The organism is Rhizobium sp. USDA 3886 (genome assembly GCF_056279785.1).
Genome location: NZ_JBWCDC010000001.1, coordinates 1587948 through 1607890, shown reverse-complemented (window position 1 = coordinate 1607890; position 19943 = coordinate 1587948). Strand labels below are relative to the sequence as shown.

The following is a 19943-nucleotide window of genomic DNA, read 5'->3' as shown; positions in this document are numbered from 1 at the left end:
CAATTTCGAAAGCCGGTGGGTTCGCTCACCGGCTTTTTGTTTGGGCGATTTCGGAGAGCGTGCGCGTCGGCGTGATTGCCTCCGGATCGAGCTTCACCTCGATGATCGACGGCTTGCCGCTGGCGCGGGCGCGCTCGAAGGCGGGCGCGAAGTCCTCGGTTTTCGCCACCGTTTCGCCATGGCCGCCGTAGGCACGGGCAAGAGCCGCGAAATCCGGATTGGTGAGATCCGTACCGCTGACACGGCCGGGATAGTCACGTTCCTGGTGCATGCGGATCGTGCCATAGATGCCGTTGTTGATGACGAGGGCGATGATCGGAAGATTGTAGCGAACTGCGGTGGCGAACTCCTGCCCGTGCATCAGGAAGCAGCCGTCACCGGCAAAGCAGATGACTTCGCGCTCCGGAAAAAGCCGCTTGGCGGCAACGGCGGCGGGCAATCCGTAACCCATCGAGCCGGATGTGGGTGCCGCCTGCGTATTGAACTGCCGGAAGCGATGGAAGCGGTGCAGCCAGGTGGCATAGTTGCCGGCACCGTTGGTGAAGATCGTGTCGGCCTTCGTGTTGCCCTCGATCCATTCCATGATCGGCCCCATATGCACGGCTCCGGGGCCTGTCCGCGGCGGCTTCGACCAGTCAAGATAGGCTTGGTGCATGCGTTCCGTCCGCTCGGCCCAGCGCGGTTCGGTAGGCGCTTCGAGATCGCCAAGGGCGGCGACGAAGTCCTGCGGCGATGCGCAGATCGCAAGATCCGGGCGGTAGATGCGGCCGAGCTCGGACGGGTCGGGATAGATATGGACGAGCGATTGTGCCGGGTAGGGGACGTCGATCAGCGTATAGCCTGACGACGGCATTTCCGACATCCGGCCGCCCAGCAAAATCAGCAGGTCGCTCTCTTTGATCTCTTCCGCCAGTGCCGGATTGATGCCGATGCCGACATCGCCGGCATAGCCTGCGTGCAGGTGGTCGAAGAGCATCTGGCGGCGGAAGGAGCATCCGACCGGCAGCTTGAAACGCTCGGCAAAGACGCGGAAATCGGCAACGGCATCCGCATCCCAGCGTGTGCCGCCGAGAATGACCATCGGACGCTCGGCCTTCAGGAGCCGCATGTAGAAATCGTCGACCTGACGGCGTCCGGGATGAGCCGGAACGCGGGCATAAGGCTTCGCGCGCGGCGCTTCCACTTGATCACGCAACATGTCCTCGGGCAGTGACAGCACGACAGGCCCGGGCCTGCCAGAGGTGGCAACGGCAAAGGCGCGGGTGACGAATTCGGGAGTGCGCGCCGCATCGTCGATTTCGCCGACCCATTTGGCATATTCTGTCAGGGCGCGCCGGAACTCCACTTCCTGGAAGGCCTCGCGCTCGCGGGCATCGCGCTGGACCTGGCCGATGAAGAGGATCATCGGGATCGAATCCTGTCTGGCGATATGCAGGCCCGCCGAAGCATTCGTCGCGCCAGGGCCGCGGGTGACCATGCAGATGCCGGGCTCGCCGGTGAGCCTGCCCCAGCAATCGGCCATCATCGCGGCGCCGCCTTCCTGACGGCAGACGATCACCTCGATATCGGTGTCATAAAGCGCGTCCAGCACGGCGAGAAAGCTTTCGCCGGGCACGCAGGAAAGGCGCTTGACCCCGTTTGCCTTCAGCGCTTCGACAATCAGCTCGCCGCCGCTCTTCTTCATGATGCCGATTTCCTCTCCCGTTCGGCGCGCTCCAATGCCTCGAGCTCGGCCAGAACCTCTTCCTGATGTTCGCCAAGCCGCGGGCTCGGCCTTTCGTATCGCAGGGGCGTTTCGGAGAGCACGACCGGCGTCCTCACGCCGGGGATCACGGTTCCTGCCGCATCCGGCAGATCGATGCGCAGGCCGCGCGCGACGATCTGCGGATCAGCGAACATCTCTTCGATGGTATTGATCGCGCCGGCCGGCACTGCGTTTTCTTCGCAGGCTTTCAAGAGGTCGGCCTTCTGCCATTTCAGCGTTTCGGTCGATACCAGGCGGCGCACCTCATCGCGGTTGGCGACGCGGGCCCTGTTGGTCGAAAAGCGTTCGTTGCTGGCGATGCCATCGAGGCTGAGGACCGTGCAGAGGCGACGGAACTGGCTGTCATTGCCGACGGCGAGGATCAGGTAGCCGTCGGCGCTCGGCACGACCTCATAGGGAGAGATATTCGGATGGGCATTGCCGAGCCGCGTCGGCGCGCGGCCGGAAATCAGGTAGTTCATGTTCTGATTGGCGAGCACGGCGGACTGAACGTCGAGCAGCGCCATATCGACGAGCTGACCTTCACCCGTCTTCAGGGCATGGATGAGGGCCGCCTCGATTGCCGATGCGGCATAGATGCCGGTGAAGATATCGGCGATAGCGACACCCGCTTTCATCGGCTGTCGATCCGGCTCGCCGGTGATCGACATGAAGCCGGACATTCCCTGAACGATATAGTCATAGCCCGCGAGGCCGGCATAGGGACCGGACTGGCCGAAGCCGGTGATCGAGCAATAGACGAGCTTCGGGTTGATCTTGCGCAAGCTCTCGTAGTCGAGCCCGTATTTGACGAGGCCGCCGAGCTTGAAATTCTCGATCAAGACATCGGCCGTTGCCGCAAGGCGCCGCACCAGCGACTGGCCTTCTTCGGTCCTCAGGTCGGCCGTGACCGAGCGCTTGTTGCGATTGGCGGAGTGATAATAGGCGGCTGAAAGGTTTTCGCCGTCCTTACCCTCGATGAAGGGCGGTCCCCATTGCCGCGTATCATCGCCACCATCCGGATTTTCGACCTTGATGACGTCGGCGCCGAGATCGGCCAGCATCTGACCGGCCCAGGGACCTGCGAGAACGCGGGCGAGTTCGATGACCCTGATGCCGTCAAGCGGCGGCTTCCTGCTTCTGTCCGTCATGTTCCTCCCGAGAACGGATCACGGCGCCCGCGTCGCCTCAGATGTATCGGATACGGGCTTGGATGCAAAGCGGCGCTCGCGCCAGATGATGTAAAGTCCGGATGCGATGATGATGAGAATGCCGAGCCATTTGATGGCATCGGGAAAATCACCAAAAACCAGCCAAGCGAAGATCGTCGCCGAGACAATCTCGAAATACTGCAGCGGCGCCAAGGTCGAGGCGGGTGCGGAGCGATAGGCATAGACGCCGAGAATGCCGGCGATCGCGGCCGTTACGCCGACGCCGAGGAGCCAGACGAGACCTGTCATGTCCGGCGTCACCGGATCAAACACATCCGAGCCGCTCCCATGCCCAATGAAGAGCAAAATGACGCAGAAGAGAAGGCCCCACAGGCCCATATGAAATTGCATCGCCCAGGGATCCTCGCGTTGTGCCAGGGCCCTGTTCATCATCGCGGAGATGGCGATGCAGACTGCGCTGACGACCGGCAACAGCGCCACGTAGCCGACCTCCTGGAAGCTTGGCTGGATGATCAATATCGCACCGAAGAAGCCGACGCCGCAGGCGGCGTAGCGGCGCCAGCCGATTGTCTCGCCGAGAAAAATACTGCTCAGGATCGTCAGAATGATGGGTTCGACGAAGAAGATCGCGATCGCGTCTGCAACCGCCATGTATTTCAGTGTCGTGACGAACGAGATCATCGAAATGGTGATGATGGCGCCGCGGATCGCGTGGAAGAGGCTCTGCCGCCACGACAAGTCCGCCAGGTTTTTCCGCCAGAGAACGATCGGAAGCATGCAGAGCGCCTGCACGGCAAAGCGCGCCGCGGTGATTTCCGCGGACGGAATCGTCGTGATCGCAAGCTTGGAAAAAATGTCGATTACCGGCGAGACGAGCACCGAAAGGAACATGAGCAGCAGACCCATGGTCACGTCGGAGGAGGCATTCTTCATCATCGCGGCACTGCTCATTCCATGGTCCTCTTATCAGGACCTTGCGGTTGCTTCATCGCACCAATCGGCAAAGGCCGAAATCGCCGCTTCGGCGCCGATCTCGTTCAGCGTTTCGTGCCGTTTGTCCTGATATATTTCGGTCGTGATACGGGAGAAACCATGCCGTTTCAAACGGTTTGACAGCCAGGCCACGGCTTTTCCGCCATCGGTCGCCGGATCCTTTCCGCCGCCGACGACGTGGATCGGCAGATCCTTTCGCAGCCTGTCGAGATGCCGCTTCTGCGGCGCGCGGAAGGTGAGCTCGAAGATATCGAGCCAGAGCGAGACGGAAGCATCGAAGCCGCAGAGCGGATCGGCTATATATTTGTCGACTTCGGCCGGATCTCGGGAGAGCCAGTCGAATTCCGTCCGATGGCCGGGGATGGATTTGCCCCAGGCACTGAAGGTGAGTTTAGGCAGCATGCCGCTCGGAACGTCGGAACCCTTCAGGGCTTTTTCGACAAGCAGGATGGCTTGCGCGGCGCGGCCTGCGAAACCGACCGCGAAGTTCGAGTTCCACACGGCAACGGCGTCGAACTTCTCCGGATAGGTCACGGCAGCGTTGAGCGCGATCAGGCCGCCCATGGAGTGGCCGAAGAGGATCACCGGGAGATTCGGGTGGAGCTCTGCCGCATAGTCCCGCATGGCGACGGTGTCGGCGAGGACCTGCTGCACACCATTTCGCGGGGCGAACTGCCCGATCGGTGCGCCCTTAGCCACCGTCTCGCCATGGCCGCGGTGGTCGTGGGCATAGACATGATAGCCGCGTGCAGCTATCGCGTTGGCGAAGCGTGCGTAGCGCTTCGAATGTTCGGCAAGTCCGTGGGAGATCAACAACACGCCACGCGAGCCGCCGCCGGCTATCTCATGATGAAAGGCGAGCGTTGCCTCCGGCGTCTTAAGCCATTGTGTTTGCGAAAACATTTCTATCCTCCCGCTGCAACAGAGCAGATCGCGGGCCAAATGCAACATCCCGGCACATGTTTGCAGCGAAATTTCTTGCGATTCAGGGTTGCAGAGTTTTGGGCTCCGTGTTTATGTGTTCCTGAATTGTTCCGTCTGCGGGGAGTGGCGATGAGCAGGGTGTTTCTGCGCTTGATGGCGTTCGTTCTGTCGATGATTCTGGCCGGCTTTGCGGTTGCGCAGGAACGGGAAGGGCGGACTCGCTTCATCCTTGCTGCAAGCTGGCAGCCGGCATTCTGCCAGACAAACCAGAAAAAGCCGGAATGCAGCAGCCAGACGAGGGAGCGTTTCGACGCGACGAATTTCTCGCTGCACGGCCTCTGGCCGCTGCGCCAGAACTACTGCGGTGTGCCGAAGGACTTGCAGGCAGCCGACAAGGACGGCGATTGGCAGAAGCTGCCGGAGGTCAAGCTGACGGCCGAGAACGCGTCGGCCCTTGCGAAGGCCATGCCCGGAACGCAATCGGGTCTCGAACGTCACGAATGGACGAAGCACGGCACCTGCACGAAGATGAGCGCCGACGATTATTTCGGCGCGGCGATCCGCCTGATGGGTGACCTGAACGGCTCGGCGGTGCGCGACCTCTTTGCGGCGAATGTCGGTATGACGGTCAAGGCCGATCAGATCAAGGCGGCTTTCGACAAGAGCTTCGGGGCTGGCGCCGGCGAGCGCGTGAAGATGAGCTGCCGCCGTGCAGGCGGCATCCGTGTGATCAGTGAGCTGACGATCGGCCTGTCGGAGGATGCGGGCTCGGGCGCCGGTGCCGGTGCGGGGCTTGCGAAACTCATCCAAAGCGCCGGCCGCACCTCCTTCGGCTGCGATGAAGGCGTTGTCGACGCTGCGGGCTTCTGAAGGTTTGTCGCCACGGCCGGAAACTGGAGCACCGGCATACTTTCCGCGCAGGGAGGGAGAACAATGCGGCTGGACGACTTCGGAAGCGTCGGGGACGCCTATCAAAGATACTCGAATGGGATACGCGGCAGAATACGTCACGAGCTGGCGTTCGAAGTCGTGGCCAGCCTTGCGCCTGCCGGCGGAACAATTCTGGATATGGGGTGTGGCGATGGCGAGATATCCGCGCGCCTATCCGAAGCAGGCTTTAGAGTTCTCGGCATCGACGCTTCGCCGGAAATGCTACGCCGGGCAAATCTGCGCAAGGCAGAACTGCCGAAGCAAGTCCGCGACCGGCTTGAGTTTGCGCCGGGCGACATCACCGATTTCGCATGGGAGCATCTGTTCGATGCGGTTTGCTGCCACGGGGTGCTGATGTACTTGGACGACAGCGCCGCTGCCATCCGAAAATTGGCAAGTCATGTAACCCGCGGCGGGCTGCTTAGCATCCTGACGAAAAACGCACTCTCCAGCGGTTTCCGGGAAGCGCTGCTTGGAGACTACGCGACGGCAAGGGAATTGATCGAAACCGGCGCGGCGGCCAGCATGGGCAACCTTGGAATCAAGACGCGCGGCGATGATCCTTCGGCGGTTGTTCAGCAGATGGAGGCCTGTGGCTTTGCGGAATGCCAATGGCGGGGAGTCCGCGTGTTTTCCGATCATCTTGACGAACCCGGCTTTGACGAGGCGCTCGCTGGCAAGCTCATCGCGCTTGAGCGCGCTGCTTCGCTGCGTGACCCATATCGAGCGATGGCGCGGCTATTTCACGCGACTGGGCGGAAGGCCTGACGAGAGCAGGAGAATCCCTCCGTTCCGTTGCTTTTCGAACGGAACCAAAATCGATTTGCCGTATAGAAAGCCGGTTTCGGCGTTGCCCGGGCGCCGGCTTTCGCCTACATAGCGGCCACGGTTTTCAAGTTTCCGCCCGGAGCAGCATATAATGGCACGTCAGTTCATCTATCACATGGCCGGCCTCAGCAAGGCATATGGCAACAAGAAGGTGCTGGAGAACATCCACCTTTCCTTCTATCCCGACGCCAAGATCGGCATCCTCGGCCCGAACGGCGCCGGTAAGTCGACGGTCCTGCGCATCATGGCCGGCCTCGACAAGGAGTATACGGGCGAGGCCTGGCTCGCTGAAGGCGCGACGCTCGGCTTTCTGGCGCAGGAGCCGCAGCTCGATGCTTCGAAGACGGCGCTCGAAAACGTCATGGAAGGAGTCGCTTCGAAGACGGCGATCCTCGACCGCTACAACGAACTGATGATGAACTACTCCGACGAGACGGCGGAGGAGGGCGCCAAGCTCCAGGACATTATCGACAGCCAGAACCTCTGGGACTTGGAAAGCCAGGTCGAGATGGCGATGGACGCGTTGCGCTGCCCGCCGGCCGATGCGGACGTCACGACGCTGTCCGGCGGTGAGCGCCGCCGCGTTGCGCTGTGCAAGCTGCTGCTGTCGCAGCCGGACGTGTTGCTGCTCGACGAGCCGACCAACCACCTCGATGCCGAGACAATCGCCTGGCTCGAAAAGCACCTGCGCGAATATCCGGGCGCTGTGCTGATGATCACCCACGACCGCTACTTCCTCGACAACGTCACCGGCTGGATTCTCGAGCTCGACCGCGGCCGCGGCATTCCCTACGAGGGCAACTACTCGGCTTATCTGCAGGCGAAGGCGAAGCGCATGCAGCAGGAAGGCCGCGAAGAAGCGTCCCGCCAGAAGGCGCTTTCACGCGAGCAGGAATGGATTGCGTCCAGCCCGAAGGCGCGTCAGGCAAAGTCGAAGGCGCGTATCCGCGCCTATGACGACCTGGTTGCGGCAGCCGCCGACCGCCGTCCCGGCGACGCCCAGATCGTCATCCCGGTCGGCGAGCGTCTCGGCCAGGTCGTGATCGAGGCCGAGAACCTTACCAAGGGATATGGCGATACGGTTCTGATCGAGAATCTCACCTTCAAGCTGCCGCCGGGCGGCATCGTCGGTGTCATTGGCCCGAACGGTGCCGGCAAGACGACGCTGTTTCGCATGATCACCGGCCAGGAAAAGCCGGACAGCGGCGAAATCCGAATCGGCGATACCGTCGATCTCGGCTATGTCGACCAGAGCCGCGATGCGCTCAACGGCAGCAAGACCGTCTGGGAGGAAATTTCCGGCGGCAACGACATCATCAAGCTTGGCAAGTACGAAGTGAATTCGCGCGCCTATTGCGGCGCCTTCAACTTCAAGGGCGGCGACCAGCAGCAGAAGGTCGGCACGCTTTCGGGCGGCCAGCGCAACCGCGTCCACCTCGCCAAGATGCTGAAGGCCGGCGGCAACGTCATCCTGCTCGACGAACCGACCAACGACCTCGATACGGAAACGCTGGGAGCTCTTGAGGACGCACTCGAAAACTTCGCCGGCTGCGCCGTTATCATCAGCCACGACCGCATGTTCCTCGACCGCCTGGCAACGCACATCCTCGCGTTCGAAGGCGACAGCCATGTGGAATGGTTCGAGGGGAACTTCGAAGATTACGAGCAGGACAAGATGCGGCGCCTCGGCGTGGATTCCGTCAATCCAAGGCGGGTGACCTACAAGCGCCTGACGCGCTGATCTTCTCACGGCCCCTCAGATCAAGAGCCTCGGCAAACGCCGGGGCTTTTTGCATTGTGTGTGGTCGCTTTCAGAGCGGCGAATTTCGTGAATGGAGCGGATTCATGCTTGCCACTCGCATTCAAATCACATAAAGATATCTTTATATGTTGATTGGGTCGAATATGGCTGAAGCTGTGAGGCTTGGACTGGATGCGCTGGTGGACGTCTTGAAGGCGGCCGGTGAGCCGACGCGTCTGCGGCTTCTCGCGCTGCTTGCCGCCAGTGACCTGACCGTGACCGATCTTACGGAAATTCTCGGCCAATCGCAGCCCCGTATTTCGCGGCATCTGAAGCTGCTCGGCGAGGCCGACCTCATCGATCGCTATCAGGAGGGTGCCTGGGCTTATTTCCGGCTGAGGCAGGACGGCAAGGCGGCAGCGCTGGTGCGCGTGCTGCTGGCACATGCCTCCGCGAACGACCCTGTGATCCTGCGCGACGGCGAGCGTCTTTCTGCTGTGAAGCGCCAACGTGCGGAGCGGGCACAAGCCTATTTCAGCCGCAACGCCGCCGAATGGGATGAGCTTCGGCGTCTGCACGCCGCCGACGAGGAGGTGGATGCCGCTGTCATCAAGCTGCTCGGCACTCAGCCGATCTACTCGCTGCTCGATCTCGGCACGGGGACCGGGCGCATGCTGGAGCTGCTTTCCGGGCTTTATCGCCGGGCGATCGGGGTCGATGCCAGCCGCGACATGCTGAGCGTTGCCCGCGCCAATCTCGACAGGGCGGGCATCACCAAGGCTTCGGTACGGCATGCCGATATTTTGAACCTGCCGTTCGAGGGGCAGGACTTCGATCTCGTCACCATTCATCAGGTCCTGCATTTCTTCGATCAGCCGGAAATCGCGATCGCCGAGGCGGCGCGGATGCTTGCCCCGGGCGGACGTCTTATGGTCATCGACCTTGCGCCGCACGCGCTCGAATATCTTCGCGACGAGCATGCGCATATCCGCCTCGGTTTCTCGCATCAGTCGGTGACGGACTGGCTGCGCAAGACGGGGCTCGATGTGGAGCAGACCGTCGATCTTCATCCGGGTCAGCAGGGCGAGAAGGGGCTTACGGTCACCATCTGGCTTGCGCGCGATCCGAGGCGCCTCGTTGCATCCGAAGGCGCCGAAACAGTACTGGCCGGGGAGGTATGATATGGCTTTGAACACCGGAGACCGCCGCAATATCGGCATTTCCTTCGAATTCTTCCCGCCGAAGTCGGAGGAGATGGAAGGACAGCTCTGGAAGACCGTGGCAGAGTTGCAGGACTGGAGTCCGGATTTCGTTTCGGTGACCTATGGCGCGGGCGGCACCACGAAGGCGCCGACCCTGACGGCCGTCACGCGGTTCCTCAACGAGACGCCGCTTGCGACCGCGTCGCATCTCACCTGCGTGGGCGCCACCAAGGAAGAGACGCATCAGGTGATCGACCATTTCCGCAATGTGGGCGTCAAGCATTTCGTCGCATTGCGCGGCGATGCGCCCGGCGGGGCAGGGGTTCCCTACCAGCCGCATCCGGGCGGCTATGCCAATGCGGCTGAACTCGTGGCCGGCCTCCGCGGCATCGGCGACTTCGAGATTTCTGTGTCCGCCTATCCTGAAAAGCATCCGGAGAGCCGGGACGTGGCGGCCGATATCGACATGCTGAAGCGCAAGGCCGACAACGGCGCGGACCGCGCGCTGACGCAGTTCTTCTTCGACAACGACAATTTCGAGCGCTACCTGGAGAAGGTGCGGACTGCAGGCGTCAAAATTCCGATCGTGCCCGGCATCATGCCGATCCAGAACCTGACGCAGCTGAAGCGCTTTGCCAGTGCGTGCGGCACGGTGATCCCGGCGTTTCTCGACGAACGCTTTGCCGGTCTCGACGACAAGGTGGACGAACGGGCAAAGGTTGCCGTGGATGTCGCCGTCCAGCAGATCGAGGATCTCGTTCGCCGCGGCCTGGACGAGTTCCATCTCTACACGATGAATCGTTCGCCGCTGGTTTCGGCAGTGCTCACCAATCTCGGTCTCCGCCGTGAAGGCGCGAAGAGGGCAGCGGGCGCCGCCGCCTGAAAGCTGCCAATCGGCATCGAATAAAAAAGCGCATGTCTGGCGGTGACATGCGCTTTTTAATTGGCTGAACTGTTAGCTTTTCAGGAGCTAGGTATTCCAGTCATAGGGCTCGTCGAGCGCTCAAATGAAGAGCATGGACAAGACGAACGCGAACGCTGCACTGACCAACAGGACATTCAAGGATCGTGTGATACCCATGTCTGCCTCCTCGCGTTAACCGGCACATAATATGTCTGAATTGTGTCGCGTGAAAAGCGGATTCTATGCTGCAGCGCAGCGGCGGGCTGTGGATGAGTCGGGCTCCTGTCGGCTAACCAATTGGAATTAAGCGATAAATCACAACGAAATTTTATTCACACATTTTAACGGCACGTTAAACTGGGCGATTGGCCCGTTAACGTTCACGGCTGCATCAAGGCATGGCCGGAAGCTGCTGATATGATGCGGGAAAACGAAAGCGCGCTCCGGCAATTTCCGGGGCGCGATCGAAATTGGCGGTCTTCGCGAAATAGCGGATTAGAGCGCGCTCAATAGGCCGGGCGTCGCCCAGCCGTCGGCCGGCATTCCGAGGCGTTGCTGCTCCTTCTGGATCGCAACGCGGGTGCCGGAGCCCAGGATACCATCGATCTTGCCGACATCGTGGCCCTTGGACTGCAGCTTGGTCTGCAGCTGCTTCATCTGGTCGTTCACGAGGCCCTGTTCCGGCGTCCCCTTGAGGTAGGGCTGGGCGCCGGTAAAGCGGGTGGCGAAATAGGCGGCCGAGGTCGTGTAGATGAACGACTTGTTCCACTCGAGATAGATCTTGAAGTTCGGGTAGGCGATGAAGGCCGGCCCGTGACGGCCCTGCGGGAGAACGAGGTCGCCCTCCAGATTGCCGAAGCTGGTGTTGCCGTCGCGCGGCTGGACACCGAGCGCGAACCATTCGCCCGCCGTCATGGTGCCGCCAAGCCCCGATTTTTCCCAGGGAAGGTTGTCGGGCAGGGTGACCTCCTGCAGCCAGGGCTGACCGCGTTCGAAGCCGAGATGCTGGATGAACTTCGCAGCCGTGAGGATGGCGTCAGGGCCGCTCTCCTTCAGCCGTACATGGCCGTCGCCGTCGCCGTCCATGCCGTAGGCGACGATATCGCGCGGCAGCATCTGCACCTGGCCGATTTCGCCTGCCCATGCGCCGGTGTTGGCCGCCGGGTCGAGGTCGCCGTGCTGGACCATTTCGATGAGCGCGATCAACTGCGGGCGGAAGAGTTCGGGACGGCGGCAGTCATGCGCCAGCGTGACAAGCGCGTTGCGCGTGTTGAAGTCGCCCTGAACGGCGCCGAAGTCCGTCTCCATCGCCCAGAAGGCGGTAATGACGCCCGGTGCGACACCATAATCACGCTCGGCCCTGGTGAAGACGTCGGAAAACTGCTTCAGCTTCTGGCGGCCGATATCCAGGCGGCCCTGGCTGACGGTACGCTGCGAGAATTCGAGGAAGGTCTGCTTGAAGACGCCCTGCGCACGGTCGCGGCTGAGAACCTTCGGATCGATCTGCGCGCCGGCGAGCGCCTTGTCGGCGGCTTCGGCCGAAGCGCCTGCAGCGATCGCATCAGCCTTCACGCCGGCCAGGAATTCGGCAAGATCGCCGCCGCAGGCCGCGGGAGCAGCCTGAGGCGTTGCGGCGGGTGGAGGGGAGGCCGCTGGAGCCATTGCCTGCTGCTGAGCCAATGCCGTGGTTACCGCGGTGACTGCAAACAAAAGAGCAAGTGCAGAGCGGCTTGCGAGCGAGCGGTGCATGAGATCGTCCTTATATCCGAAATATGTCCGCTGCTTTCACAGATGAATGTGACGGAAGCAAGAAAGATCGACGGACGTTACTAAGAATTTCTGTCCTTGGAAACGGAAGCCACCCAGTTGGCCCAGTTCTTTGAGGATCCCGCGAAGGCGTTGATGTCGGTCGGGCCCTTGATGCCCGGGATCACGCCGGTCGACGTGTACTGCCAGAAGGCCCAGCGCCTGTCAGCATAGGTGACCTCGGGGTGCTTGGCGACCGAGCGGACCCAGAAGTGGTAGTCCTGGAAATAGCCCTGCAGGTTTTCGCGATGGAAGTCGACCGACGTATAGATGATCGGGCGCTTGCCGTAATAGGCTTCCAGGCGATCCATGAAGCGCTGCATCTGGGCCCGTACCGTGGCGGGATCGGGCCGGTGACGGCAGGTCGGTGATGCGCCGTTCCACTCGACGTCCAGAACCGGCGGCAGGCGCATCGATTCCCGCGGGACGTTCCGGATGAACCAGTCGGCCTGCTCGTCGGCGGACGAGCAGAAATAATAGAAATGATAGGGCGCATGGGCGATGCCGACGGCGCGGGCACGCTGCCAATATTCATTGAAGCGCTGGTCGAACCTGTCCTTCCCCTCGGTCGCCTTGATGAAGGCAAAGGCAACGCCGGAAGTCTTCACCGCCTGCCAGTCGATATCGCCCTGCCATTTGGAGATGTCGATGCCGTGAACCTCGCTCCGATGCGGATGCTTCGCCCCGAAATCCTGCGGGTCGGTATCCTTGAAGCGGGTCTTCGGCTTTACGGACGCAGTCTCGAGATAATCATATCCCGACGAGGTACAGCCGGCCAACATGATGGCCAACGGCAATACACAAAACAAAATCCGGCGCATAAATGTCCCGTCGTGGACCGAATGATCGACTTGCCCCACAGCTTGACCTTCGAAAGACGAGTTTCAGTAGAGGAATCCCCCTCTTTCAACATATCAACGTAAAAAATCGGTTAGTTTCAAGTGAATTATGAAGGCCGCGCGATGATTGCCGCCCGCCAGGCATAGCCGCCGCCGATCGTCTCGAACGACAATCTTGCGTTGTTTTCATGGACTTGCGCTTCCAGAACATCGCGCAGATCGGCGCGCGGCGTGACGTGAAATTTTGCAAGCCATGACTTCAGCATCGCCCTGAACCAGGCCGGCAACCCCTCCTGCTGGCCGAAATCGACGATGTGCAGCTGCCCACCGGGGTTCAATGCGGCGATCGCCGCATCGACGGCGCGTTCCCAATCGGGAATCATCGAGAGCGCATAGGAGATGAGGATGCGGTCGAAGCCGCCGACGCCGAACTCCCGTGGCGTGAAGGCAGTCGCGTCGGCAACGCGAAAATCGGCAACAGCGGCCTTTGTAGCGAATGTCTTGCGCGCCGAAATCAGCATTTCCTGCGAAATGTCGAGGCCATAGAGTTTGGCGCCGGGAAACAGCCGATGCGCGAGCGCCAGATTTCGGCCCGTGCCGCAGCCGACTTCGAGCAGCGTGCCGCCTTCTGGAACGTCCAGATTGCGGATCGTGCGGTCGCGGCCGAGCAGGTAGTACTTGCGCGTCAGATCGTAGATGTGTCGCTGATAGCGGTACATGCCGTCCATGAGATCGGCATGCTTTTCGGCTTTCTCGTCCACGACGGTGCGGATTTCGGTCACGCTTTCTTCCCGTAGATGTGGAAGCCGCCATAGATGGCCGAACGGTCGAGCGCAGTCATATCACGGGACTTCTCTTCGGAATATTCCCACTGATCGCGGACCGCATGTGAAAGACGGCCCTCGATGACGCTCTTTTCGGCCGCCGTGCGGAAGATGACGCGGGCGCCGGGGCGGGCGGTGCGGGTAATTTCCGCCCAGAGATCGTTCAGCTGTTGATCGGTCATCCAGTCCTGCGCGTCGAGCAGAATATAGCGGTCGCGGGAGGCGGCCGGTTCCTTGGCGAGAAGCTCGGTGAAGCTTGCATGATGGACGTTGACACGATCGACATTGGCGCGGATCACCTCGTAGTGCTCCGGCTTCAGATAGGTCGGCAGCGGGCCTTCGTCATCCGAGGCATAGCGGCGGGCGAAGGCTTGCCAGGCGAAATAGTTTTCGCGCATCGGAAAATGGCAGGCGAGCTTTTCGAGGCGATGCTTCAGCACCGGTGCGATCGACTGATCGGCGGCCAGGCTGGCAAGCTCGTCATATTGCTGCGGCGGAATGCCGAGACCGAAGAGCGAGCTCTTGCGCCCGGTAATCCAGCGCACCACCGGCTTTTCGAAGAGTGGCGCAACCTGCTCCTCGAAGAACTGGCGCTGCTCGCGGATCGAGCGGGTCTTCGTCATCTGCTTGAGATCAACCCCGTGCAGGCGAGCGAGCAGATGGGCCGCGCCGATAAAGCGGCCAAGCAGGCCGGTCTCATAGATATTGCGGTCGAAGACGGTGACGCGGCGGCGGCCGAACTTGCGGCCGTTCCAATAGGTGCGGGATGCTTCATCGAGCTTGGGCGACAGGAAGTGGTCGAAGGCCTGGCTGTTCGAGCGCTCGTTAGGCATGGCGAGGAAGCGCACGAGGTCGGTGTGGCGGGGAAGATGCTTGAAGGCGGCAAGCTTCAGGCGGTTCAGCGCGATATGATGGGGGTTGAGATCGACCACGTCGATGGAGGCTGGCGCCTTGGAGAGATAGGCTAGCATGTTGCAGCCGCCAGATCCGATCGTGACGATGCGGTGATGCGCCTGCAGTTCCATCGCCTGCATATCGAGATCCGGGTCTTCCCAAATCTGCGGATAGACAAGGCCGGAAAAGAGCAGGCCGAAAAGCCGTTCCGAAAACCCGTCCTTGGAAAATGCCTTGTGGCGGAGAAGAGCGTCCTTGAGTTTCCGGTTCTTGCGGAAGCCGGTATCCGGTGCAAATTCCGTCATGTGAGTCTGTCACCCTTTTAGCGTTCAGGGCGTGTAGCGCGTCCCTGCTACAGTTTGATGACGCAGACTGTGGGCATCGCTTTCCACAGGAATTGCCCGAGACGAAACGGCACTCGCGCCATTGTGCTCTTTTTTGTGAAGAGATTTCCTGCTTCTCTCCGTTCGTGGAGGGAATGACATGCGATCTGTTCTGCGTATCCTGAAGGCACTTGCCACGGCTTCCGCCGTCATCGTCATCGGAGGCGGGGCCTGGCTTTCCGTCAGTCCGCCGGAGCTGCTGCGCGTGGGCGACGGATATGCGGCGAAGATCGTCTGCTCGAACGTCTTTCTGGCAGGCCGCGATCCGCAGGCGGTGCTCCATAACGATGTGCAGGCGCCGGGAAATCCGCTGCTGCGGTTGGTGCGCGTTTCGGTTGACCGGGAACGAGGGCATGTGACGGCACGCATCCTGGGGCTCTTCGCACCCGGATATGCGCTCTATCGCGGGGCACTTGGGTGCACGAGCGTGCCGGATGGCGATTTCGAGGTGGCCGCCAATGCCGCACCTTCCGATCCGCTGCCGTCTGTTCAGGAAAAAGCGGAACTATGGCCGGAAGGCGAAAGTGTCACCGCCGCCAACGACGGAGAGCTTGCGTCACTGCTGGCAGATGACGTGCTGGCCGGTCCGCAAATGCGGGCGATGGTCGTCGTCCACAACGGCCGGATCGTCGCGGAGCGCTACGGGGAAGGGTTCGATGCGAAGACGCCGCTGCTCGGCTGGTCGATGACCAAGACGGTCAATGCTGCGCTTGTCGGGCGTGCCATGCTCGACGGGAAGGTCGATTTCGACACCGCCGGCCTCTTGCCGCAGTGGAAGGATGACGAGCGGTCTCGGATCAAACTCCGCGATCTACTGGGCATGGAAAGCGGCCTCGCTTTCAACGAGAATTACGGCGATGTCGCGGATGTGACGCGCATGCTCTATCTCGATCCCGATATGGTTGCGCTGCCCGCCAACGCGCCGTTCGAGGCGAAACCCGGCGAACGTTTCCGCTATTCGAGCGGCACGGCGGTCCTATTATCGCGAATCTGGATGGACGGGGTGGGCGACCAGAAAACGGCCTTCGCCTATCCGGGGGACGCGCTTTTCAGGCCGCTCGGCATGTCGAGCGCGGTGCTGGAGGCCGATGCGCGTGGAACCTTTGTGGGGAGTTCCTACCTCTACGCGACGGCACGCGACTGGGCGCGTTTTGGACAGTTCCTGCTCCAGGATGGGGTCTGGAACGGCGAGCGGCTGTTGCCGGATGGGTTTGTCAGGGCGATGCGCACGCCAACGCAATCGTCGGGCGGCAAATATACGCAAGCCCAGGCATGGCTCGCAGCGCCCGGCGGAGATACGAGCGCCGAATCGGGGCTGCCGGAAGATACGTTCTGGCTGGAAGGGCACGACGGGCAAAGCATGGCGATCGTGCCGTCCGCCAATCTGGTCTTCGTCCGCATGGGCTTGACACCCGGCCGCCTTGGCTACAAGCCGCAGGTCGTGCTGAAGGAGCTGCTGGCCGTACTGTCCGCCAATTGAGACTCAGTAATTGCCGTGGGCGATATCGGCCATGCCCTTGCGCTTGGCGTCGTAGTAATAGCCGCGCGCATAGAGCTTCACGGCATCTTCTTCCTTGTTGTCGGAAACAAGCCAAGCGCCGCGCAGATATTTCGCGGCATATTTGATGTTGGTCTCTGCATCGAGAAGGCCGGCGGGGGCGCCGTCATAGCCCATTGATTTGGCCGTGTTGTACTTGATCTGCATCAGTCCGAAATAGCCGCGCTTGTTGTAAGCCTTCGAATTGTAACGGCTTTCTCTGCGCACGACGCGGTGGATCAGCGTTTCGGGAACTTCGTAGAGTTTCGAATATTTGCTGATTAGCTTGCTGATGAAGCTCTTTTCCGCGGTCGGAGCGGTGTCGACGTCGCTATCGCTGAACATCGGCGGTGCGGCCGGCGGATCCATCGGTCCGGATTCGTCGAAGGTGAAATCCGACATCGAACGCTGCGTGGGACCGACGGAAGCGATAGCGGCCAGGGCGCCGCTTTGCGGGGTCGTCGCTGCGAAGGCAATCTGTGTCGATGGCGATGCCGGAGTTGCCGGACGCGGGGTTGGCACGACCGACTGGATCGCTGTCATTTCCGGCGTCAGCGGGATCTGCGTTGCGCCGGCGGCCATTGCCTGCTGCATGGCAGGATCGGCGGACGTTGCCGTCGCCGGCATTGCCGTTGCGGTGGCGGAAAGAGCGGGCGTTGCTTGCGGATTGGAAGCTGCGAATGCGGTTTCGGACTGGCCGGCGCCTTCGGCGGCCGGTACGGCAGCCATCATGGCATTTTCGCCCGGTTTCGGCGTTGGAACGACGGTTTGTACTGCGGTCAATTCCGCCTGTGAGGTGTACTCGACGGTCGAGCATCCGGCGATAGCGCAGAGCATTGTCGTCGCGACAAGGCCGCGTTTCAGGCCGGAAAATCCGTTCGCTACCATTCGGTCACTTTCGTGGATGGCGCCGCCCTGGCAGCGTTTAGAAAATTATTGAAACCCTGAAACCTGATTTGCCATTAACCTATTCGCTGTTGCGCGGCAACCCGGCGAAAATCGTCAGGCGGCGATACGGCGATAACCGGCCGTCACGGCACCTGCAGCGATGAGCAACGTGCCACCAGTACGGTTGACGGCGCGCTGTACGCTGGCCTTTCGGATGAGTCCGCGCGCGGCATTTGCAAGAAGGGCGTAGCTCGACGCATTGATGGCCGCGAGGACGAGGAAGGTCAGTTCCATGATGACCATCTGCTCGAAAAAAGGCTTCGCGGGATTGAGGAACTGCGGAACGAAGGCGACGAAGAAGACGATGCTCTTCGGATTAAGCGCCGTCACGATATAGGCGTGCAGGAAGATCTTCAGCGACTTCTTTTCCGGCAGGTTGTCGTTGTCGGCAACCGGCTCGGTGATGAGGGGGGCGCGCCAGAGCTTGATGCCGAGCCAGATGAGATAGGCGCCGCCGACCCACTTCAGCACTGTGAAGAGCATTGCCGATGCGGCCAGTACCGCGCCCAAGCCGAAGAGGGAAGCCGTCATCGCCGTGAAATCGCCGAGCGCCACGCCGCTCACCGTCGCTAGCGCCGTCTTTCGCCCATGTCCCAGCGCATAGGAGACGACGAGGAGAATCGTCGGCCCCGGAATGGCGAGCATGATGGCGGATGCGGCGGCAAAAGCGAGCCAGGCTTCGAGCGACATGGAATCTCCTCCTAATCCCTAGGAAACAAGCAAAGACACCATATTAGCCCTGCGTCAATCATGCTTCCTGGTATTTTTGCCCGATCGTATCCATCACTTCGGAGAACCATCTGGTCGAAAGATCGAAGGCCTTGCCCCCCTTGATGCGGGGGAACTCGATCGTGCGCAATTTGCCGTCCTGTCCCTCGTCGTGGCCGGTGACGCCGGAGATCTTATTGAGCGCGCTTTCGACGGCCAAGTCGACCATGCTCTGGATGAGACGGAGGTCGTCGGCATTTGCAGGCGCGGAGCGGGCGAAATAGCCGGACTTCTGAACCAGCGAACGCTCCGCATCGAGCAGATTGGCGAACTGCTTCTGGAACCAGCCGCCGACGTTGATCGTGTCGATCTTCACATGACCGAAGGCATCGCGCTTGACAGTCTCGCCGGCGGCCTCCCGCTCCGCGACGATGGCATCGAGGCAGGCGCCTTCAGAGACGAAGACGGTCGCGTGGCCGGTCTTGTCCATGATCTCCTTGAGACGTTCGGCTTCGGCCTGCAGATCAAAAGCCATTTCCGGCAGATAGACGGCATCGATGCTCTTCAGGCCCGCATTCATCATCATCCCGTCGACATATTCGTAGTTCTTCGTGCGGCTGAGATAGGCCCGGGCGGTCGCCGCCGTCAGCCAGCCGCAATGACGGCCCATGACTTCGTGGATGACGAGTGTGCGCGGCGCCGCACTCTGCTCGTTGCTGACATTGTCGAAGAAATGCGCACCGACTTCGGCCGCCGTCCAGGCGCCGAGAGACTGGCGGATAGGCACGACGTCGTTGTCGACCGTCTTCGGCAGGCCGACGACGGTAAGGTCGTAATTGTTGGCAGCGAGATAGGCTGCGAGATCGGCGGCAGTCGTGTTGGTGTCGTCGCCACCGATGGTGTGGAGAATGGTGATGCCGTCATCGGCAAGGCGTTCGGCGGCGACGCGCAGCGGGTTCTCGCCTTCCTTGACCAGGCCGCGCTTGACGCAATCGGCGGCATTGGTAAGCTTGACGCGGCTGTTGCCGATCGGCGAGCCACCGAAGCGGTGGAGAAGCGGCGCCTTTTCGCGCATTTCCTTGCTGACCAGGATGCTGTCGCCAAGCAGCACGCCCTGATAGCCGGACTTGTAGGCAATGAGCTCGGCGTCCGGCGCGACGTCGCTATAGCGTTCGATCAAACCGCCGACGGCGGAGGAAAGACAGGGGGCCAGGCCTCCGGCGGTCAGCATTGCTACTTTCTGTTTGGCCATTTTCCCTCCTTGAGCGCTTCGAGGCGCGATTACATGCAGCTAACGTAACGCATGGATGCGGCAGGGAAAGAGGCCTGTAAAGTAAAGAATTTACGAAAAATGGCCGGTTCCGCCGGAAGAACGCATCTAATCGTTTCAAGCCCGATTTGCCCGCCGAGACGCGCTGTGGAAAATCTCGAGCAGGCAATGGCAGGCTGTTCGAAAGGCGTATGGAAGTGCGCATCCGAGTGCTGTCTCTCGCCTGATAAGCCGGGACAATTACCGAATTGTGAAAAGTGTTTTCAATCCTACGACCAATCGCCGCCTTGCAAAGG

General features: G+C 61.2%; 17 protein-coding genes. 6 read left to right on the top strand and 11 right to left on the bottom strand.

All coding sequences use genetic code 11. From position 1 onward, the window contains the following. Positions 1 to 25: 25 nt before the first annotated feature. From ACZ9BX_RS08430 to ACZ9BX_RS08415, 4 genes are read right to left on the bottom strand one after another with little or no spacing between them, the layout of a single operon-like run. Positions 26 to 1684 (bottom strand): thiamine pyrophosphate-binding protein, encoded by a 1659-nt coding sequence (locus ACZ9BX_RS08430; protein WP_476217091.1) that lies wholly within the window; start codon positions 1682 to 1684, stop codon positions 26 to 28. Further along, on the bottom strand, positions 1681 to 2895 hold the full coding sequence (caiB, locus tag ACZ9BX_RS08425) for a succinate--glutarate CoA-transferase (protein WP_476217089.1): 1215 nt from the start codon (positions 2893 to 2895) through the stop codon (positions 1681 to 1683). Before caiB ends, ACZ9BX_RS08430 begins: the two co-directional genes overlap by 4 nt. An 18-nt stretch (positions 2896 to 2913) precedes the next feature. Next, entirely contained in the window at positions 2914 to 3867 is a 954-nt protein-coding gene (locus tag ACZ9BX_RS08420) for a DMT family transporter (protein WP_476217087.1), read from the bottom strand. Between the two features lie 15 nt (positions 3868 to 3882). After that, positions 3883 to 4812, bottom strand: coding sequence for an alpha/beta fold hydrolase (locus tag ACZ9BX_RS08415; RefSeq protein ID WP_476217085.1), 930 nt, complete (start codon positions 4810 to 4812; stop codon positions 3883 to 3885). A gap of 150 nt (positions 4813 to 4962) precedes the next feature. Here ACZ9BX_RS08415 and ACZ9BX_RS08410 point away from each other — a divergent pair, with 150 nt between their 5' ends. The 5 genes from ACZ9BX_RS08410 to metF all read left to right on the top strand — a co-directional run bounded on the left by ACZ9BX_RS08410 (position 4963) and on the right by metF (position 10417). Further along, a complete protein-coding gene (locus ACZ9BX_RS08410; protein WP_476217083.1) occupies positions 4963 to 5703 on the top strand; it encodes a ribonuclease T2 family protein in 741 nt (246 codons plus the stop codon). 63 nt (positions 5704 to 5766) lie between these two features. Then, positions 5767 to 6531 carry a methyltransferase gene (locus ACZ9BX_RS08405; protein ID WP_476217081.1) on the top strand — a complete coding sequence of 255 codons (765 nt, stop codon included), beginning with the start codon at positions 5767 to 5769 and terminating at the stop codon, positions 6529 to 6531. Between the two features lie 151 nt (positions 6532 to 6682). Beyond that, a complete protein-coding gene (ettA, locus tag ACZ9BX_RS08400) occupies positions 6683 to 8332 on the top strand; it encodes an energy-dependent translational throttle protein EttA (RefSeq protein ID WP_476217079.1) in 1650 nt (549 codons plus the stop codon). Positions 8333 to 8496: 164 nt separating this feature from the next. Then, positions 8497 to 9513 carry an ArsR/SmtB family transcription factor gene (locus ACZ9BX_RS08395; protein ID WP_476217077.1) on the top strand — a complete coding sequence of 339 codons (1017 nt, stop codon included), beginning with the start codon at positions 8497 to 8499 and terminating at the stop codon, positions 9511 to 9513. A 1-nt stretch (position 9514) separates the two neighbouring features. Beyond that, positions 9515 to 10417 (top strand): methylenetetrahydrofolate reductase [NAD(P)H], encoded by a 903-nt coding sequence (gene metF / locus ACZ9BX_RS08390; RefSeq protein WP_476217075.1) that lies wholly within the window; start codon positions 9515 to 9517, stop codon positions 10415 to 10417. 516 nt (positions 10418 to 10933) lie between these two features. Here the strand turns inward: metF and ACZ9BX_RS08385 are convergent. The 4 genes from ACZ9BX_RS08385 to ACZ9BX_RS08370 form a co-directional block, all read right to left on the bottom strand. Further along, positions 10934 to 12187, bottom strand: coding sequence for a lytic murein transglycosylase (locus tag ACZ9BX_RS08385; protein WP_476217073.1), 1254 nt, complete (start codon positions 12185 to 12187; stop codon positions 10934 to 10936). 80 nt (positions 12188 to 12267) lie between these two features. Beyond that, positions 12268 to 13065 carry a glycoside hydrolase family 25 protein gene (locus ACZ9BX_RS08380; protein WP_476217071.1) on the bottom strand — a complete coding sequence of 266 codons (798 nt, stop codon included), beginning with the start codon at positions 13063 to 13065 and terminating at the stop codon, positions 12268 to 12270. Positions 13066 to 13190: 125 nt separating this feature from the next. Next, a complete protein-coding gene (locus ACZ9BX_RS08375; protein WP_476219932.1) occupies positions 13191 to 13811 on the bottom strand; it encodes a class I SAM-dependent methyltransferase in 621 nt (206 codons plus the stop codon). 50 nt (positions 13812 to 13861) lie between these two features. After that, positions 13862 to 15106 carry a BtaA family protein gene (locus ACZ9BX_RS08370; RefSeq protein ID WP_476217069.1) on the bottom strand — a complete coding sequence of 415 codons (1245 nt, stop codon included), beginning with the start codon at positions 15104 to 15106 and terminating at the stop codon, positions 13862 to 13864. A gap of 178 nt (positions 15107 to 15284) precedes the next feature. Here ACZ9BX_RS08370 and ACZ9BX_RS08365 point away from each other — a divergent pair, with 178 nt between their 5' ends. After that, the gene (locus ACZ9BX_RS08365; RefSeq protein WP_476217067.1) at positions 15285 to 16664 is read left to right on the top strand and encodes a serine hydrolase domain-containing protein; all 1380 of its coding nucleotides are present in this window, start codon (positions 15285 to 15287) and stop codon (positions 16662 to 16664) included. 3 nt (positions 16665 to 16667) lie between these two features. On the opposite strand, the gene ACZ9BX_RS08360 is transcribed toward ACZ9BX_RS08365, so the two are convergent. The 3 genes from ACZ9BX_RS08360 to ACZ9BX_RS08350 form a co-directional block, all read right to left on the bottom strand. Continuing rightward, positions 16668 to 17609 carry a transglycosylase SLT domain-containing protein gene (locus tag ACZ9BX_RS08360; protein ID WP_476217065.1) on the bottom strand — a complete coding sequence of 314 codons (942 nt, stop codon included), beginning with the start codon at positions 17607 to 17609 and terminating at the stop codon, positions 16668 to 16670. A 114-nt stretch (positions 17610 to 17723) separates the two neighbouring features. Beyond that, on the bottom strand, positions 17724 to 18359 hold the full coding sequence (locus ACZ9BX_RS08355; RefSeq protein WP_027508719.1) for a LysE family translocator: 636 nt from the start codon (positions 18357 to 18359) through the stop codon (positions 17724 to 17726). A 58-nt stretch (positions 18360 to 18417) separates the two neighbouring features. Beyond that, entirely contained in the window at positions 18418 to 19629 is a 1212-nt protein-coding gene (locus ACZ9BX_RS08350) for a pyrophosphate--fructose-6-phosphate 1-phosphotransferase (protein ID WP_476217062.1), read from the bottom strand. Between the last annotated feature and the right edge of the window lie 314 nt (positions 19630 to 19943).

Coding starts and splice junctions, on each gene's coding strand:
- ettA (WP_476217079.1), top strand. CDS start 6,683: ATGGCACGTCAGTTCATCTATCACATGGCCGGCCTCAGCAAGGCATAT.
- ACZ9BX_RS08395 (WP_476217077.1), top strand. CDS start 8,497: ATGGCTGAAGCTGTGAGGCTTGGACTGGATGCGCTGGTGGACGTCTTG.
- ACZ9BX_RS08360 (WP_476217065.1), bottom strand. CDS start 17,609: ATGGTAGCGAACGGATTTTCCGGCCTGAAACGCGGCCTTGTCGCGACG.
- ACZ9BX_RS08385 (WP_476217073.1), bottom strand. CDS start 12,187: ATGCACCGCTCGCTCGCAAGCCGCTCTGCACTTGCTCTTTTGTTTGCA.
- ACZ9BX_RS08365 (WP_476217067.1), top strand. CDS start 15,285: ATGCGATCTGTTCTGCGTATCCTGAAGGCACTTGCCACGGCTTCCGCC.
- ACZ9BX_RS08355 (WP_027508719.1), bottom strand. CDS start 18,359: ATGTCGCTCGAAGCCTGGCTCGCTTTTGCCGCCGCATCCGCCATCATG.
- caiB (WP_476217089.1), bottom strand. CDS start 2,895: ATGACGGACAGAAGCAGGAAGCCGCCGCTTGACGGCATCAGGGTCATC.
- metF (WP_476217075.1), top strand. CDS start 9,515: ATGGCTTTGAACACCGGAGACCGCCGCAATATCGGCATTTCCTTCGAA.
- ACZ9BX_RS08405 (WP_476217081.1), top strand. CDS start 5,767: ATGCGGCTGGACGACTTCGGAAGCGTCGGGGACGCCTATCAAAGATAC.
- ACZ9BX_RS08350 (WP_476217062.1), bottom strand. CDS start 19,629: ATGGCCAAACAGAAAGTAGCAATGCTGACCGCCGGAGGCCTGGCCCCC.
- ACZ9BX_RS08380 (WP_476217071.1), bottom strand. CDS start 13,065: ATGCGCCGGATTTTGTTTTGTGTATTGCCGTTGGCCATCATGTTGGCC.
- ACZ9BX_RS08410 (WP_476217083.1), top strand. CDS start 4,963: ATGAGCAGGGTGTTTCTGCGCTTGATGGCGTTCGTTCTGTCGATGATT.
- ACZ9BX_RS08370 (WP_476217069.1), bottom strand. CDS start 15,106: ATGACGGAATTTGCACCGGATACCGGCTTCCGCAAGAACCGGAAACTC.
- ACZ9BX_RS08420 (WP_476217087.1), bottom strand. CDS start 3,867: ATGAGCAGTGCCGCGATGATGAAGAATGCCTCCTCCGACGTGACCATG.
- ACZ9BX_RS08415 (WP_476217085.1), bottom strand. CDS start 4,812: ATGTTTTCGCAAACACAATGGCTTAAGACGCCGGAGGCAACGCTCGCC.
- ACZ9BX_RS08430 (WP_476217091.1), bottom strand. CDS start 1,684: ATGAAGAAGAGCGGCGGCGAGCTGATTGTCGAAGCGCTGAAGGCAAAC.
- ACZ9BX_RS08375 (WP_476219932.1), bottom strand. CDS start 13,811: ATGGACGGCATGTACCGCTATCAGCGACACATCTACGATCTGACGCGC.